At 43.0% G+C, this 17,298-nt stretch carries 20 protein-coding genes and 1 riboswitch; of the genes, 19 read left to right on the top strand and 1 reads right to left on the bottom strand.

Annotated elements, in window-relative coordinates:
• Positions 1 to 140 precede the first annotated feature (140 nt).
• The 3 genes from IV50_RS02220 (at position 141) to IV50_RS02210 (ending at position 1,588) form a co-directional block, all read left to right on the top strand.
• Entirely contained in the window at positions 141 to 674 is a 534-nt protein-coding gene (locus IV50_RS02220) for a hypothetical protein (RefSeq protein WP_057744420.1), read from the top strand.
• A 106-nt stretch (positions 675 to 780) separates the two neighbouring features.
• Positions 781 to 1,131 carry an iron-sulfur cluster biosynthesis family protein gene (locus tag IV50_RS02215; RefSeq protein ID WP_057744417.1) on the top strand — a complete coding sequence of 117 codons (351 nt, stop codon included), beginning with the start codon at positions 781 to 783 and terminating at the stop codon, positions 1,129 to 1,131.
• Between the two features lie 97 nt (positions 1,132 to 1,228).
• Entirely contained in the window at positions 1,229 to 1,588 is a 360-nt protein-coding gene (locus IV50_RS02210) for an iron-sulfur cluster biosynthesis family protein (RefSeq protein WP_057744414.1), read from the top strand.
• 74 nt (positions 1,589 to 1,662) lie between these two features.
• On the opposite strand, the gene IV50_RS02205 is transcribed toward IV50_RS02210, so the two are convergent.
• Complete coding sequence (locus IV50_RS02205) at positions 1,663 to 2,220, bottom strand: folate family ECF transporter S component (protein ID WP_057744411.1); 558 nt, start codon at positions 2,218 to 2,220, stop codon at positions 1,663 to 1,665.
• Between the two features lie 39 nt (positions 2,221 to 2,259).
• Positions 2,260 to 2,353: riboswitch (THF riboswitch) on the bottom strand.
• Positions 2,354 to 2,513: 160 nt separating this feature from the next.
• Between IV50_RS02205 and IV50_RS02200 the strand changes: the two genes are divergently transcribed.
• The 16 genes from IV50_RS02200 to IV50_RS07890 form a co-directional block, all read left to right on the top strand.
• Complete coding sequence (locus IV50_RS02200) at positions 2,514 to 3,362, top strand: homoserine kinase (RefSeq protein ID WP_236697689.1); 849 nt, start codon at positions 2,514 to 2,516, stop codon at positions 3,360 to 3,362.
• Between the two features lie 9 nt (positions 3,363 to 3,371).
• Entirely contained in the window at positions 3,372 to 4,367 is a 996-nt protein-coding gene (rbsR, locus tag IV50_RS02195) for a ribose utilization transcriptional repressor RbsR (RefSeq protein WP_057744408.1), read from the top strand.
• 23 nt (positions 4,368 to 4,390) lie between these two features.
• Entirely contained in the window at positions 4,391 to 5,377 is a 987-nt protein-coding gene (locus IV50_RS02190) for a DUF3114 domain-containing protein (protein WP_057744406.1), read from the top strand.
• 169 nt (positions 5,378 to 5,546) lie between these two features.
• A complete protein-coding gene (locus IV50_RS02185) occupies positions 5,547 to 6,734 on the top strand; it encodes an aminotransferase class I/II-fold pyridoxal phosphate-dependent enzyme (protein ID WP_057744403.1) in 1,188 nt (395 codons plus the stop codon).
• A gap of 162 nt (positions 6,735 to 6,896) precedes the next feature.
• Complete coding sequence (locus IV50_RS02180) at positions 6,897 to 8,093, top strand: aminotransferase class I/II-fold pyridoxal phosphate-dependent enzyme (protein WP_057744401.1); 1,197 nt, start codon at positions 6,897 to 6,899, stop codon at positions 8,091 to 8,093.
• Positions 8,094 to 8,099: 6 nt separating this feature from the next.
• Positions 8,100 to 8,720 carry an ECF transporter S component gene (locus IV50_RS02175; protein ID WP_057744398.1) on the top strand — a complete coding sequence of 207 codons (621 nt, stop codon included), beginning with the start codon at positions 8,100 to 8,102 and terminating at the stop codon, positions 8,718 to 8,720.
• A gap of 99 nt (positions 8,721 to 8,819) precedes the next feature.
• On the top strand, positions 8,820 to 9,497 hold the full coding sequence (locus IV50_RS02170) for a VIT1/CCC1 transporter family protein (RefSeq protein WP_057744395.1): 678 nt from the start codon (positions 8,820 to 8,822) through the stop codon (positions 9,495 to 9,497).
• A 12-nt stretch (positions 9,498 to 9,509) separates the two neighbouring features.
• Positions 9,510 to 10,190, top strand: a complete 681-nt coding sequence (locus IV50_RS02165) for a VIT1/CCC1 transporter family protein (RefSeq protein ID WP_057744392.1) — start codon at positions 9,510 to 9,512, stop codon at positions 10,188 to 10,190.
• 100 nt (positions 10,191 to 10,290) lie between these two features.
• Positions 10,291 to 11,130 (top strand): shikimate dehydrogenase family protein, encoded by an 840-nt coding sequence (locus IV50_RS02160; RefSeq protein ID WP_057744389.1) that lies wholly within the window; start codon positions 10,291 to 10,293, stop codon positions 11,128 to 11,130.
• Entirely contained in the window at positions 11,111 to 12,112 is a 1,002-nt protein-coding gene (gene aroF / locus IV50_RS02155; RefSeq protein WP_371851806.1) for a 3-deoxy-7-phosphoheptulonate synthase, read from the top strand. The genes IV50_RS02160 and aroF overlap by 20 nt, the downstream gene beginning before the upstream one ends.
• Positions 12,105 to 13,166, top strand: coding sequence for a 3-dehydroquinate synthase (gene aroB / locus IV50_RS02150; protein WP_236697688.1), 1,062 nt, complete (start codon positions 12,105 to 12,107; stop codon positions 13,164 to 13,166). Before aroF ends, aroB begins: the two co-directional genes overlap by 8 nt.
• A 3-nt stretch (positions 13,167 to 13,169) precedes the next feature.
• Positions 13,170 to 14,348 (top strand): chorismate synthase, encoded by a 1,179-nt coding sequence (aroC, locus tag IV50_RS02145; RefSeq protein WP_057744380.1) that lies wholly within the window; start codon positions 13,170 to 13,172, stop codon positions 14,346 to 14,348.
• 1 nt (position 14,349) lies between these two features.
• The gene (aroA, locus tag IV50_RS02140) at positions 14,350 to 15,636 is read left to right on the top strand and encodes a 3-phosphoshikimate 1-carboxyvinyltransferase (protein WP_057744377.1); all 1,287 of its coding nucleotides are present in this window, start codon (positions 14,350 to 14,352) and stop codon (positions 15,634 to 15,636) included.
• A gap of 15 nt (positions 15,637 to 15,651) precedes the next feature.
• Positions 15,652 to 16,161 carry a shikimate kinase gene (locus IV50_RS02135; RefSeq protein ID WP_057744374.1) on the top strand — a complete coding sequence of 170 codons (510 nt, stop codon included), beginning with the start codon at positions 15,652 to 15,654 and terminating at the stop codon, positions 16,159 to 16,161.
• On the top strand, positions 16,154 to 16,885 hold the full coding sequence (locus IV50_RS02130; protein ID WP_057744371.1) for a type I 3-dehydroquinate dehydratase: 732 nt from the start codon (positions 16,154 to 16,156) through the stop codon (positions 16,883 to 16,885). Before IV50_RS02135 ends, IV50_RS02130 begins: the two co-directional genes overlap by 8 nt.
• 230 nt (positions 16,886 to 17,115) lie before the next feature.
• The coding region (locus IV50_RS07890) for a hypothetical protein (protein ID WP_162259496.1) at positions 17,116 to 17,298 on the top strand (183 nt) is incomplete at its 3' end.

The raw sequence follows: 17,298 nt of genomic DNA, 5'->3' as shown, positions 1-17,298 counted from the left end.
TCACTGGCGCAACAAGGTGTTTTTTATGATGACTTCTAAGTTATTGAGCATTTTAAGTGGGGTGGCATGGTATAATCAGTCAGGATGTGCGTTAGCGTACATTAAATGGGAATAAGTTAAGATGGAGAATGGGAAGAAAGATGAAAAATTACATACTGGTTGGCGTTGGTGTATTGACCGCTATTACGATTGGAATTGCGATTTTTCTTCTGGCACACCAGCACGCGCTTAACCAGAAAATGGAAGAAGCGACGCGTGCAAGTAGTCGTCAAGTGGCAGCTAGTGCCCGAAAGAAAGAGGCTGACCTAAAGCGTAAGGAATCTGTCCTGAAACGCAAGGAATCCGAGCAAGCTGAATCAGCACAGAGTAATCAAGTGAATGTTGAGCCCGCGAACGCTGTGGCAACAAGTGTTGTTGAGCCTGAAGTTTCTGCCACAACCGACGCGCAGCCCGCAAGTCTTTCAGCAACATCAAAGGAACGCCGACAAAGTGGTGGTTCTGGCACAGCCGTGGCTGTTATTGGGGGACCAAATGAAACGCCACGCGAAGTAGACGACCAAACGCGAGCATATGTCGAAGCTGGTGTCTTGAATCCGCAGGGAGGGATGAAATATAGTCCAGAAATTGAATCCAAAGCCCAATCAAACCTGAAGCGTTATCAGGAAGAAAAGTAACTTTTGTGGAAACTGGTACGTGAAAAAATTTGTTTAATACAATTTTATGGTTTCTTGTATATAGTAAGTACATGAAGAAACGTTAAGGTAATAGGAGGTAGGAATAATGAAGTTAACATTTACAGATGCAGCAAAGACAATGGTGCAAAAGCACTTGAAGGATGATACAAAGATTGTACTAGATTTTGATGATGGGGTTGGTCCTTTTTCAGATGAAGCCACATGTACATTAGATTTGGCTTTCCACCTTGTTCTGGCACGTCCTGACCAAATTACAAAAGATTTCAACGATACAATTGAGAGTAACTTAGGCGATGTCTATGTTAAGGGTTACTCAGAAGATCAAATGGATCCAAATATGACGCTTGATGTTGATAAGTACTTGAACCTTTCACTTAAGGGTGACGGTGGTACTTTGGATGATCACGTTGTTTTGGTCGATGTTCAAGATAAGTAATTAAATGGAGGGCATTCTTGTTGTACGAGAATGTCTTTTTTTGTATTCAAAAATACGGTATACTTACTTGTGGTAAGTGAACAGTGGAGGGGATAACATGCAGTTGACGATTAGTGAAACGGTTGTTGAAATGATTCATGAAAAAATGCGCGAGGACACAAGACTTGTTCTTGATTTTGATGATGGAGTTGGTCCTTTTTCTAAGCAGAGTATTTGTTCATTGAACACAGCTTTTCAATTGGTATTGGCACGGCCAGATCAAATTACGAATGAATTCGATGCATCACTGACGAGTAATCTTGGAACTGTTGCGATTAAAGGCTACGCCATAGAGCAACTTGATCCTGCGATGACATTAACGCGTGATGTAAACTATAATCTCGTCTTATCAGGGCAAAGCGGCCTGTTGGATAACCATCTACAACTGATTGATGCGCAGTCTTGGCCTGCGGTCTAAAAACAAAAGTTAAGTTTTAAACGAAAAAAATCCCGCACCTGATTAAAACCAGGAACGGGATTTTTTAATTTTTATTAACGGGCGAAGATATCGGCGCGTAAACGATCTAATTGCTTATTATTTAAGATGACGTATAGCAAAATTGATTGAATTGGCCAGAAAACAAGTTGCTTCAATGCTCGTGTAGAAACCATTGTCTTAAGCATGCCAGAGTTATGCCAAGCATTTTGCAAGGTAATGACCCAAATCGTGTTTAAGCATAAGTTGACAACGACAAGGACAATCGCAGTTGTCACAATCACGCGGGTCCAACTTAAGTGGTCCCGATTATAGAATGAGAATCCATAAATTAAGGCACCAACAATCGCTGATAAGGCGAAACCAGGAAAATATGGCTGGCCACTGGTCAAAATCGTCGCCCCAATGAAGTCGCAAATGAAAGCGACAAAAGCGCCCCAAATCGGACCGTACCATTTAGCGATAAGACCTGACGCAATGAAAGAGAAGCCAAACTTAAGCCAATCTGGTCCAAAAGTAAAGCGGCTTAGAATCAGCAATAATGCTGCTAAAAGACCCAACAAAGCGACTTGCTTGGTATCCAAGCGGGGAAAATAGTTCTTTAATGTTTTCATTTTGAAAACACCTCCTTTATGATGGAGGGTTTCACTGGTAACAGTGAATGTGGTAATAATATCGCGGTTAAACCTTCGTTTGGGGATCACATTCCGTTTCCCCAACACTTGACGCATTAAAACCTACCCTGTACGACTAAACAACTCTTAAAGTATAGCACACCTTAAAAAGAAGTTAATGTTTAAATTTTTTACGTGAATTAGTAAAACATTTTAGTAAAACGTGGTAAAATTTAAATATTACGCGAACTAACCGCATGAAAATGGGGTTAAGCAAAAGATTGGGGTACGTGATGAAAATTTTTATTCCAGCAACCTTAGCCAACTTTGGCCCAGGGATGCAATCCATCGGATTTCCACTTGAAGTAGGCCTAACGATTGAAGTTGGTGCACCAACTGAGCAATGGCAGGTGCAGCATCCCTTTGCGGCTACGGTAGCTACTGACGAACGGAACTATGTTGTGCAAATTGCGACCAACTTAGCCCCCCAGCTAACACCACATGCTGTGACAATTACGAGTACGATTCCTACTAAGCAATATCTTGGGGTTCAAGATGCCTTAATTTTAGCCGGTATTGAATTAGCCAATCAACTTGGCCAATTAGGTCTAGATGATTTCACAAAGTTAACGTTAGCAGCTCGAACTGCTCAACAACCAGCACATGTGGCAGCTGCTTTGTTAGGACAACCAACTGTCAGTTATTTACAGCATGGGGATGTGTATGCGAGTGGCTTTATTTGTCCGTCATACACCGTTTTGCTTTATTTACCAGAAGCCACAATGGCACCACAAAACGATGCGGCAGTTGCTTATGCAGATGCAGTTGCAGTGAATGCAAGTGGAAATATGTTAATGGCCGCATGGCAAAATCAACAACGTGAATTGGCCGGACAACTTATGGAAACCGACCTTTTGCAACAGCCAGCTGCTACAGATAATGCGGCGCTAACTGCAATTCGACAGGCTTCACACGCCTTAGATATCTATGGCACCGTTTTGCTTGAGCAAGGACCAGCAATTGCAACATTGGTTGCGCCCGAAAAAGTGCAAGATCTTATCGATGTATTAGATTATGTGGACTTACCCGGTCAATTTATACAATTGCCGATTGGAGCGACGGGTATTACAGTTGTAGACTAGGAGAACAGAATGAAAAAAGCATCCATTAAAGATGTCGCACGACTTGCAGATGTTTCGATTGCGACGGTATCACAAATTCTAAACAATAAAGGGGACCGCTTTTCAGAGGCGACACGTGAAAAGGTTTTTGCAGCCCGTGATGAAGTCGGGTATGTGCCAAATATTAGCGCACGTAGTTTAAAAAAGAGTCACTACATGTTGATTGGCGTGGTTGTGCCGACGTTGGCTTTACCGTATTTCGGAGCCTTTGTTCAACATTTGCAAAACTTATTACCAGAGAACATGTCGTTATCAATTATGTCAGGGGAACAAAAGCAAGCTGATGCTGCTGTTGAACGCATGATTGAAGCTGGTGTGAGTGGCGTTATTGTCGTAAGTCAATTGGCTGATCCCAATCGAATTGCTGATTTATTAAAGCAGTGTGGGATTGCTATGGTTGTGACCGAAAATCATGATGATTTGGAATTAGCTGACGTTGTTTATACCAAAGACCAAGCGGGAGGGCGCTTAGCAGCGGAACACTTGATTGCAGAGGGCCACAAGCGGGTTGCCTTATTAGGTAATCAAGTCTTTACAGACAATTTGTTCTATCGCGCCGGGTCATTTAAAGCAACCATGGAGGAAGCAGGCGTAAAGGTGAGCGAGATAACGACCCATAATATGTCAAAACAATCAGGGCAAGCGGCAGCCATGGCTGTGTCAATTTCACATGCTACGGCTACTTTTGCGCTAAATGATGAATTAGCCATTGGTGTGATTTCAGGTTTGTCAAAATTAGGGTGGCATGTACCAGATGATATGTCAGTCATTGGCTATGATGATACTGATTATGCGGCTTTTTACCAGCCAAGTTTAACAACGATTCACCAACCGGTTGATATCGTTGCCAAAACAGCGTTGGATGTGTTAATGGCTCGAATTGCAGATCATCGTTTGGATCGTCAAAAAATAGCGGTTGATGTGTCACTCGTTGAGCGTGACTCAACGCGGCCCTTGCAGGTATAAAAATATCAAGGAGGTTAGGATTAATGAAAACTGGATCAACTTTTCGCCAAGCAGACCAACGGTTTCCGCTTTTGACACTGGAAGAACAAGTCAATCAGTTAGCACGAGATGGTTGGTCAGCTGCGGCGATAAAGCAGTACCAAGCACATGTTGAGCGCCTCCTTGCAACGCACTCATTCGATCAAAATGCCACGCAAATGCGACTTTGGTTTGATGCGCATCGCGTTGGTTCTGAATTATTCACTGAAATGCTAATGGCTGATTTCCGACCAAGTCAAGAAAATGCCCAAGCGCGTATCGCGATGCTTGAAAAAGTGATGGGACTCGAACCAAGTGCAGAAAATTTTGTCCAAATGAAACGACTTGGTTTTTGGTCAGAACACGGTGCCACGCCAACTTTATACTATTTGTATATTGGTGAGATGCAGCAGTTACGGACTTACATTGAATTTACTAATCGGGTGTCACGTCTAATGTATGCTAAATACCAAACACGGACTAAGCGTTTCTTTGGCCAACCATCAATGACGATGCTCAACGATATTGTTGATCACCAATTACGTTATTATTTAGGTAAGCCAATGATTGATTTCGTTCGGACACAAAATGTAACGCGTGTAGGATTGAAGCTGTCGTCGCAAAAGTTCTTGCATCGACAAGTTCGTTATCCAGATGCACGTTACCATAACCGTGGGGTTGAGGATGCTTCAAATTTGAAAATTGTTACCCATGATTATCATGCGGAATTTATTTTAGATAAGCATGATCAACTCGTTTCAATGTGGAATGCACTTGAAGCGCATCAAGTTTTGCAAGATGACGGATCAGTCCGTTTTAATATGCAGCGGGGATCGTATACGATTGATGAGCTTCAGCAGATTGCAAACACAGAATCATTGAATTACGCCAATCATGGTGGTAAGATCCATGACTTACTGGATGGAGACCCATCCGTCCGAGGAGCTGGCTATGAACCAGCAATTCGTGACTATGCCAAAACCTTATTTTAATAAAATGGTATAAAGTGTAATTGATTTTAATAAAAATTGCGCCAAATTACCTGAAAATGTGTATACTATTAGTTAATCAGAAAAAAATAGATAGGGATTTTCCTATGTGTTGTTGTCCAATATCCGGTGAGATATGCCATATGACCTGTGAGTCAAAAGGAGTTAAAACATGCCAGAAGTAAAACCAAGTTTAGCCAATCAACATAACCAACAACTTGCAAATGTACTGCCTTCACCCATTCGTGTGATTGATGCAGAATTTTCAGAAATTGCTGGGTTGATTAAGTTAACTTTAGGGGAACCTGATTTTGCCGTTCCTGAACATATCAAACAAGCAGCTAAGCGTGATATCGATAATGATGATTCACACTATGCACAACCTGCTGGTCATCTTGAATTACGTGAAGCAATTAGCAATTACTTGGTCAATCGCTTTCAAGCACCACGCTATGATCCAAACAATGAAATTGCCGTAACGGTTGGCGCTTCTGAAGCTTTGTTTGCCACAATGAGTGGATTGTTCAATCCTGGTGAAAAAATTATTATTCCAACACCATCATTCCCAATGTATGATGCGATTGCTAAAATTTTGGGACTTGAAATTGTTGGTTTGAGTACAGCTCCAGACTATCGCTTAACCCCTGAAAAGTTGGCGCCTGTTTTAGAGGCTAACCCGGATGCTAAGGGAATCTTAATCAACTATCCTTCTAATCCAACTGGTGTAACTTACGATGAAGCAGAAGTTTCTGCCTTGGCAGAACTTTTGGGTCAACGTGATATGGTTGTGATTTCGGATGAAATTTATGCAGAGCTTTGCTTTGATGGACCGCACACAACAATGTCAAAGCTCCTACCTGAACAAACAATTTTGGTCAGTGGCCTTTCAAAGTCACACGCGATGACAGGTTATCGTGTTGGGTACGTGGCTGGACCACAGGCCTTGATGCAACACGTTACTAAGATGCACCAATTCTTGGTAACTACTGCACCAGGACCAATGATGGCGGCGGCAGATGAGGCCTTGAACAATGGTTTGCAGGATGCTGAAGAAATGCGTGATGCTTACCAAGCACGTCGGGACATCGTTCAAAGTGGGCTCGAGGCAGCTGGCTTTACAGTTGCTCGCCCAAGTGGAGCGTTCTACATTTTTGCCAAGATTCCTGAAGCAATTGGTATGGATGATATGGCCTTTGTTCGAGATTTGGCGAAGGAGGCTTTGGTTGGCGTTGCACCTGGTTTAATCTTTGGTGAGGGTGGTGAAGGTAACATTCGTTTATCATACGCTGCTTCAACAGAAGACTTAGAAGAGTCAATGCGTCGCATTCAAGCTTACATGGCTAAAAAATTACAAGCATAATCGAGAAGCCCAGCTGTGCTGGGTTTTTTTAGACAATAGCATGTGAAAATATGCGCAATTTAAAAATGCTTTAAATTCGAGTAATAATCATGGAAACAGACCGAGGGCAGCACCGGACGTGAAATAATAATCACATGAAATTTTAACATTAAGGGGCTTGAAATGAGTAATGCAGAATTTGTACAACCATTAAGTGATACGGTCATGAATATGACAGAAGATAAGTTAACTGATTTTCAGAAATTAGTTAGCGGGATTCCAGATTTAATTCGCCTGACTTTTGGAGAGCCAGGATTTAATGTCGATCAACGGATTAAGGATCGCATGATCCAATCTATTAATGAAAATAACTCACACTATGCGATTTCACAGGGTGAACCAGAACTACGGCAAGCTGCGCTTGACTATTTCAAAGAAAAATACGACTTACCTTATACTGATATCGATAATGTCATTGTTACGCAAGGGGTTTCTGAAGGGATTAATGCCGTCTTCATGACGTTGCTAAATCCAGGGGATGGTTTAATTATGCCAGAGCCAGTATATTCAGCTTATTATCCTGCACTAGATTTGGCGCATGGTAAATTGGTCTCAATTAACACACGTCCAGATGATTTCAAGGTGACACCTGAGAGTGTGGAGACAGCTATTGCTAATGCTGACGTGCCAGTTAAGGCAATTTTGTTAAATTACCCGAACAATCCAACGGGGGTCACCTATTCCCTCGAAGAATTGGAGGCATTGGCGGCTGTCTTTAAAAAGCATAAGTTGTGGGTGATTTCCGACGAAATTTATTCAGAATTAACTTATGATCAAGCACATATTTCATTGGCAACCTTAATTCCGGAACAAACAATTGTACTAAATGGTTTGTCTAAATCACATGCCATGACAGGATACCGAATTGGCTTTATTTTTGGTGAAAAGACGTTGATTGAAGAAGCGCAGAAAGTACACGAGACCCTTACTTTTGCCTTGCCAAAGGTTATTCAGGATGGGGCTGCCACTGCCTTGACTGATGCCAAGGATGCGCCAAATGAAATGAAAGCCATCTATAAGCGTCGCCGTGATTGGTTAGTTCCAGAATTGGAGAAGATGGGATTCATCCTTGATAAGCCAACTGGCGCATTTTATATCTTTGCCAAGATTCCTTTGGATATGGGGGATGATGGCTATGCATTTGCCAAGAATCTTGCTTTCAATGGTAAGGTCGCAGTTATTCCAGGTGAATCCTTCTCATCAGCTACTAAAGACTATATCCGCATTTCGTATGCGGCTTCTGATGAAACCTTGCATACTGCAATTGAGCGTATGCAAGCTTACTTAACAACTAGAAGAAATGAAACAATGGAGCGTTAGACGACTATGAATGCACATTCACAAAAAAGTCGCCGGTTAGTACTGACGGCATTATTCATCGCGATTATTTTGGTGCAATCTTTAGTTCCTTGGTTGGGAACGCTACCTATTGGTGCGTTCTTTCTAGGAGCTTCAGTCACCATTATTACCTTTACTGTTGCGATTGGGGCTATGGTATTAGGGCCGAAAACGGGTGCACTATTGGGTGCGGTATGGGCCGCTTATTCTTGCTGGCACGCTTGGACTTCTGTCCCAAGTATCGGAGCATTAATGTTTCGAAATCCATTCACGGCTTTTATTCCACGGATGACAGTTGGATTAATTATCGGATTTCTGTATTGGCACTATGTTAAAAATAAAAAATGGCACCAACAACGTTGGTATTTGGTGGGGTTAGGTGCCATGTCTTCTTTCGTCAATACAGCGTTGGTGCTTACAATTACTTGGATTAGTTTTAAAGTGATGAACACCTCATTTACAGGGATTCCACACACGGGATTGGCTAATTGGTTGATAACCACAATTGCTGGAACGAATGGTATTTTTGAAATTATTGCTGGCGCGATTATTGTGCCGTTGATTGGTATTCCGGTCCTTAAAATTGCCGCAAAAAATAATTTAATGTAGTTAAAAAGAATCAGTTTTGCTGGTTCTTTTTTTGTACGCATTTGACTTTAGAATCATTCTAAATTATAATGATTCTAAGTTAGACGGGAGGGAATTGTGATGGGAAAACTAGATTTAGCACAACGTAACAATATCATGCGGGCTGCTGTAATGGGGGCAAACGACGGCATTTTATCGATTTCCGGGATTGTGATTGGGGTTGCGGGGGCAACTGCAAATACTTTTGCCATTTTAATTGCTGGTTTTGGCGGAGCTCTAGCTGGAACTGTGTCAATGGCGATGGGTGAGTATGTCTCGGTACATTCACAAAATGATGCACAAATTCGAGCTGAACAAGAACAAGCACACGCCCTAGCAACGCGGTATCAGCAGGAATTTGATTTTGTCGCTGATAGGTATGAAAAATTAGGTATTGAACCAGCGTTAGCAAACCAAGCAACACAAGAAATGATGGATCAAGATGCGTTGGGGACCACCGTTCGTGAACGACACGGCTTTACGTTGCACCATGAAGTTTCGGCAATGGGAGCGGCTGTGGCATCAATGCTTTCATTTCCATTGGGGTCTGTTTTACCAATGCTTTCAATCTGGTTGCTACTTCCTAAATGGCGTATTCAGGGCACGGCGATCGCTGTTGTGATGGCACTGGCAATCACGGGATATACAGCGGCACAGTTTTCTGGCGTGGACCGTTGGAAAGGGACGTTACGCAATGTTGTTGCGGGGATGTTTACAATGCTAGTAACGTTTTTAATTGGTCGTTTGATGGGACGATAGGGGTGAACAACAATGAAAAAGAATACGCAGATGACAATGGAAGAGAAATTGAATGCAGTTCGCGCAGGTGTTTTGGGGTCAAATGATGGTATTTTAACCGTGGTTGGTGTCATTTTTTCTGTGGGTGCTGCGACGACTAATCAATTTACAATTATGGTTGCGGCGGTGGCTGACTTGTTTGCCTGTGCGCTATCTATGGCTTCAGGTGAATACGCATCAGTGAGTGCGCAGTCTGATTCAGAAAAAGTGGTTGTGGCTCGCGAAAAAGACCGTTTGGCGCAAAATCCTGACGCAGTCGCCAACGATATTAGCCAATTTTTTGTTAATCGTGGTGTCACGAAGCAGACTGCGGCCGCCATCGCTACCGATTTAATGCAGAAAGCACCATTAGAAACTATTCTCCAATGTAAATACAATATTAAGTTGGGACACTACGTTAGCCCTGTAGAAGCGGCGTTTTCGTCACTATTTAGTGCAGCCGCAGGTGGCGTTTTTCCACTTGTGGCGATGTGGTTGAGTCCGTTACCTCTAAAATATCCGATGACTATTTTGGCAACTGTTGTTGCAGTTGGATTGACGGGTTGGTTAAGTGCACGTTTAGGACACGGTTTACCTGGGCGAGCAATTATTCGCAATATCGTGTTGGGGTTAATCACTATTGCGATTCATTTTGGGATTGGGACGTTCTTTTAAAAAAGCATTCAGCGGTAAACCGTTGAATGCTTTTTTATTATTGTCGGTGAATTTGTTATAATAGTACTTACACTAAAGAAGAGAGTAGGCATAGAGCGTCATGCAACAATACGGTTTAATTGGGTCGCAAATTGCGCATTCTTTATCACCAAGATTGCAAAATTTAGCATTTGCAAAGGCGCATGTGGCGGCTAACTATGCCTTATATGATATTAATCCGACTGATTTTGACGTTGCGATTCAGCCCATATTAGCTGATTTAAATGGTGCGAATGTCACAACGCCATATAAACAAGCCATTATGGCAAAACTAGACGAAGTAACGCCATTAGCGCAAAAGACCCAGGCGGTGAATACTGTTTACCGGGATAAGCACGGGCGTTTAATCGGCGATACCACCGATGGAAAGGGTTTTTGGTTAGCCCTCCAATATCAAATTGGGGTGTTGACCGGACAGCATGTTTTATTAATTGGTTGTGGTGGTGCTGCAAGAGCGATTATGGCTGCTAAACCCAGTGATGTTACGTTAACGGTGGCAAATCGACCTAGTGATCATTTTGATGAGTATGCTAAAGTTACGCAAACATTATTAGAACAACCACTCGACGATTTAACGCAAATTGATGCGCTATTAAATCAAATGAGTGTTATTGTTGATGCAACAACGGTTGGTATGCACGATGATCAAACAATTTTGTCGGAGAAACAAATGCGAGCAACGCAAACTCAAGTTAATATTATCGATTTAAAATATAATCATATGGTGACACCGTTAATGCGCTTGGCACAGGAGTGTCATCGCGAAAATTTCAATGGATTAGCCATGTTGGTTGGACAAGGCTGCCTAAGCCAGAAAAGTTGGACCGGATATCAGCCGGATTTGTTAACACTGATGAAAGAAATGGGAGTAGCGCAAAATGATAATCATAAAAATGCCTGATAACGATAGCGCGGAAGCGCTCTATACACAACTTAAGACGCAATCTCCAAATGAATACATTATTTATGACCACCAAACGCAACTTGGTTTAACGAGTTCAGCGGTATTACAAACACTCACTTTACCCAAAACAGCACAAGTGATGACAGATGCGCCAACGGCCTTACGTGCTTCGCGTCAATGGCATCCAGAGGATACGGTAATTCAAACAGCGCATAGTCAAATTGGTGGAGAAAATTTCACGCTAATTGCTGGCCCTGATTCAGTCGAAAGCCAAACACATATTGATGCCATGGCTCAAGCGGTCAAAGCAACTGGAGCAACCATTTTACGTGGGGGGTCATTTAAGCCTCGAACAAATCCATATAGTTTTCAAGGATATGGTGAAAGTGGTCTGAAAGAACACCGTCAGGCAGCAGATCAATTTGGCTTAGATATGATGACTGAAATTATGGATACGCGTGATTTTGATTTAATTGATCACTATACAGATATTTTTCAAGTTGGCGCGCGTAACATGCAAAACTTCAGCTTATTGAAGCAATTGGGACAGCAGGTAAAGCCAGTAGGTTTAAAGCGTGGGATGTCAGCAACCATTGATGACTTACTCAACGCAGCTGAGTATATTTTAGCCGCTGGCAATCCTAATGTTTTCCTGATTGAACGTGGGATTCGAACTTTTGATAATAAATATACGCGTAATACGTTTGATGTTGCGGCGGTACCGGTTCTGCAACAACTCACACATTTACCTGTATTAGTTGATCCATCACACGCTGCTGGTAAACGAAGCCTCGTTCAGCCGCTAGCTTTGGCAGGTGTCGCAGCAGGAGCGCAAGGATTAATGATTGAAATTCATGATCAGCCGGGAAAGGCGCTCGTAGATGGTGCTCAAGCTTTAACGCCAAACGAATTAAAAGACATCATGCAAAAAGCCAAGGCCATTAAAACGATAGTAAAGGAGACACATGCAGATGATTGATGTGAATGTAAAAGAGCACCCTTATCAAATTGATTTAGAAAATGGTGGAAGTAATGCGATTGGGACAAAGGTGAGTCAGCTTTGGTCACCACGTAAAGTGATTGTTATTTCCGATATGAACGTGGCGGATATCTATTTGAAAGCCGTTGTCAAAAAATTACGCGATGCTGGTTTTACAGTTAGTACTGCCGTTGTGGCACCAGGTGAAGCATCAAAGAGTATTGAACTCGTCCAGACTATTGTGAAGCAAATGAGTCATGACCATTTCACTCGCTCAGATGGCGTTATTGCGCTGGGTGGTGGTGTTATTACGGACCTAGCTGGTATGGTTGCTTCACTTTATATGCGGGGAATAGGGCTCATTCAAGTACCAACCTCAATGACAGCGCAAGTTGACGCTAGTATTGGTGGCAAGACGGCTGTTAATTTAGGTGAAGTGAAGAATGTAATGGGGACGTTCTATCAACCTGACTTTGTCTTAGTTGACCCTGCATTTTTAACGACCTTATCTGATCGTGATCTTGTTGAAGGCTACGCTGAATCTGTTAAGATGAGTTTATTAGCGGGGGGCGACTTTGCTGAATTAACTGGTTCAATTCAATCGGTGGCTGATTTGAAGAGTAAATTAGTACCGGTGATTGAAGCGTCACTAAACTATAAGCGTGATATTGTCGTCCAAGATGAATTTGATCACAATCAGCGTCAAATCCTTAATTTTGGGCATACATTTGGTCATGCGATTGAGTTGATGGCGCATGGTGATTTGCGACATGGGGAAGCGATTTCAATTGGAATGGTTGCAATTACCGATCGTTTGGAACGTGATGGGTATACCAAGGCTGGGGTGAGTGATCAAATTACTAGCCGCCTTTTGGCCGTTGGCCTACCCGTTTTTTCCGAATACATTGGACAAGACGAATTCTTTGATTTAGTGAAACGTGATAAAAAAAGAACAGATGATCGGATTAATTTCATTGGGTTAGCCCAAGTGGGTGAACCGATTATCGTGAAAAAAGATGTTCGAAAATTAGAAGCATTTGTGAAAGGATATTAATACATGCGCTATATGACGGCTGGTGAAAGCCATGGTCCAGAAGAAATGGCAATAATTGAAGGCATCCCAGCTGGACTAACTTTGACAGCGGACATGATTAATCAACAGTTGCAACGACGCCAAAAGGGATATGGACGTGGTGCTCGCCAGCAAATTGAGCACGATACTGTGGCTATTTTAGGTGGGGTGCGGCATCAACAAACATTAGGTTCACCAATTACGCTAAACGTGCATAATCGAGATCACAATAATTGGGCAGATATTATGGACCCTAATATTGCAGAGACACCGGAAAACAGTACACGTAAAGTATTGCGACCACGTCCTGGTCATGCCGATTTAGTGGGTGGTATGAAGTATGGGCATGCGAATGATTTACGTAATGTGTTGGAACGTTCCTCCGCACGTGAAACGGTCATGCGTGTCGCCGTGGGTGCTGTTGCAAAGACATTATTAGCGGAAGTTGGGATTGATGTACATGGCTTTGTTGTTAATATTGGCCCGGTGCGGACACCGCTTGAACAACTCACTGATTTCGCGGACCTAACTGCTTTGCGAGCACAAAGCGAACAATTTGAAACACGTACACTGGATGCTGAAACTGATCAAGCTATGCGCGAGTTGATTGATCAAACGAAACGTGATCGCAATACTGTGGGTGGTACGGTCGAAGTGATTGCAACTGGCGTACCAGCTGGATTGGGGTCGTATGTAGCAGCTAACACCAAACTAGACAGTCGCATTGCGCAAGCCATTGTCAGCATCAATGCTTTCAAAGGGGTTGAATTTGGTGGTGGTTTTGCGAATGCTGAGGCATTTGGTAGTGAGGTGATGGATGAAATTGGCTGGCAAGCTGATCGAGGCTTTTTCCGAACTTCAAATCATTTAGGTGGTTTTGAAGGGGGGATGACGACTGGGGAGCCAATTGTCGTGAAAGGGGTTGTTAAACCAATTCCAACGCTTTATCGGCCAATGGAAAGTGTTAACATTGCCACACACGAAACGGATCGTGCTTCAATTGAACGGTCTGACACAACGGCAGTACCTACAGCAGCTGTTATTGCTGAAGCAATGGTGGCAATTACGTTAGCACAAGCAATGCTAGATAAATTTGATGCTGATCAATTGGTGCGTTTTAAAGCGCAGGTAGACCAGTATCGTACCGAATTGAAAGAATTTTAGAATGACACAACAACAATTACCAAGTAAGCGTAGCCATTTAAAAGGAATGATCCAAGTTCCTGGTGATAAGAGTATTTCACATCGTGCGATTATGTTGGGAAGCATGGCTAGAGGGACATCAAAGGTTCGCCATTTGTTGATGGCTGACGATGTGCAATCGACAATGCAAGTGTACCGACAACTAGGCGTGACGATTGAAACAAGCGGTGAAGACACGGTCATTGTGAGTCCAGGCGTTGCGCATTTAAGAGCCCCTGACCAACCACTTGACTTTGGTAATTCTGGTACCACGCTAAGATTGAGTTTAGGCGTTCTTGCAAAACAGCCATTTCACATTGATATGATTGGCGATGTGAGTCTGCAAAAACGGCCTATGGGACGGGTTTTAAAACCACTCGAAAAAATGGGCTTACGTCCTGTGACACCTGCCACAGGCTTACCGATTCAGTTAGCACCAAATCAGACACTACACGGCATTACATACACCTTGCCGGTCGCATCGGCTCAAGTAAAAAGTGCGTTAATTTTGGCAGGCCTACAAGCCGATCAAATGACGCGGATTACCGAACCGATTGCGACCAGAGACCACACTGAACGCATGTTAACCACTTTTGGGGTGACTTTAAAACGACAGGACAGCACATTGCTTGTGCCAGCGGCGCAAAGCCTATCTCCAGCTGATGTGACGGTCCCAGGTGACTTTTCTTCAGCAGCTTTCTGGCTAGTTGCTGGGGTGTTGGTTCCTGACAGTCAATTAGCATTATCAGAAATAGGTCTAAATCCAACCCGCACAGGTCTGATTCAGTTACTAAAGCGCATGGGGGCTGATATACCAGTCCAAATGCACCAAACAAGTGGCGAACCAATCGGAGATGTATTAGTGCAGACGCAATCATTGCGAGGTATCGACGTGACGAAAAACGATATTCCGGCGGTGATTGATGAACTCCCCTTGCTAGTTCTAGCAGCAACGCAAGCAGAAGGGGTCACCACAATTACAGGGGCAGAAGAGTTGCGCGTTAAAGAGACGGACCGCATTGATGCGGTGACGACAGAATTGAATCGACTTGGGGCGCAAGTGACGGCCTTGCCAGATGGTTTCAGTATTACTGGGCCAACACCATTACACGTTGCGGAACCAACAGTCGTTCGGAGTCACGGCGATCATCGGATTGGGATGATGTTAGCAATTGCCGCATTGTTGACAGATGGCGCATTAACGCTTGATGGGGCAGAGTCAGTTGCGATTTCTTATCCAACTTTCTTCAACGACTTGGCACAATTATGATTGAGAGGGCATGTGATGTTAACAGCAATATTAATCGGATTCATGGGTGCTGGTAAAACGACGGTGGGTCAAGCACTAGCAGAAACTTTGGATATACCATTTTATGATACAGATGTCCTCATCCAGCAACAGACACAACAAACACCTGGTGCAATTTTTGCACAAGCAGGCGAGATGGCGTTTCGTTTGCAAGAACACGCCGTGTTAGAACAAGCGCTAGCTGAACCGCAGGGCATTTTAGCGACTGGAGGTGGCATCGTTGAGCAACCAGAAAATTTAAAGCTGTTAAAAGCAACGCAAGTTCCGGTCATTTATTTAGATGCCCACTTTGGTACTGTGGCAGAACGGTTGATGGGGGATGTTACCCGGCCTATTCTAGCCGAGAAATCTTTCCGTGATGTGGTGGAACTTTATCAAGCACGGTTGGCCAAGTATCAAGAGGTGGCAAGCCTCGTGCAGCCGGTTGATAATCGCACACCAAAAGCGATTGTCACAGCAATTCAACAGGAGTTGACCCATGTCTAAATCGTTACAAATTGGTTCTGCTCAGGCAAAAGCACGTCGACCTTTGATTGTGGTGCCATTACTAGTGGAAGATGCCACTATGTTTCAGGCGCAAATTACACAATTTAACCAATGCCAAGCCGACGTTATAGAATGGCGTATCGATGCTTGGCATTTTTTTGCAGACTTAATTAAATTAATGCCTCAACTTTTAGGACAATTTAATAAGCCGGTTCTAGTAACCTATCGCACACAAGATGAAGGTGGTTTAACGGCGTTTGATCAAAACCTGTATCGCCAATTGAACCAATTAGCGATCACCAACGGTGCTAGTGCGATTGATATTGAGGTGGCGCATTTGGGTGTGATGCATGACCTTCGCACATTGGCGTATCAAAATCAGGTGACCGTGATTGGGTCAAAACATTGTTTAGGCCCGGCTCAAGCTGATGTTCAAAATATTTTGGCAGAGCTTGTAAAGCTACCAGTGGATGTAGTTAAGTTTGCGGAAGATGTGCAGACTAGCACTGAAACAGACGCTTTATTAACTGCAACGCGAGCGATTTCATTGGGAACTGACAAACCGTTAATTACTATGGGCATGGGCGCGGCTGGTCAACGCTCTCGTACAATTGGTTACCAATATGGCTCGCAATTAACGTTTGCTAGTTTAACTAAAGCCTCAGCGGCAGGACAGTTAAGCTTGTCAGACTTATGCAAAGCATTGAATATGAATGAAAAATAGATTAAAGTTTAATAGCTATATTTTGTGACATTTTGTAACAAAAGCGATGCTAATCTGATTATATTGCGAATATGAATGCAAATTAATGATTTAATGGATACTAATATTATATAAGTGACTGTGTTTTGTTTGTAAAATTTGACATATACGATTGACTTATTCAATCAATTTGTTAAAATTACCTTAAGTATTAATGCAATGGATTTATTTATTCGGTTTAGGAGAAAATCATGACTAAAAAGCAATTATTGTTTGCCTCAGCTGCACTTGCTGCAGTTGTTGCAACTGAAGGTACAACTGATGCACACGCTGATGATGTTAAGGTATCAACACCAGCAACAACACAAGTTGCTCCTGCAACAACATCAACAACGGGTAACACTGTTGTTTTGAACCAGACTGCACCAAAGATT

Origin of the sequence: Weissella viridescens, assembly GCF_001437355.1 — a bacterium.
GTDB classification, from domain to species: domain Bacteria; phylum Bacillota; class Bacilli; order Lactobacillales; family Lactobacillaceae; genus Weissella; species Weissella viridescens.
Note: the sequence above shows the minus strand (reverse complement) of the source record. Positions and strands in the feature narration are given on the sequence as shown.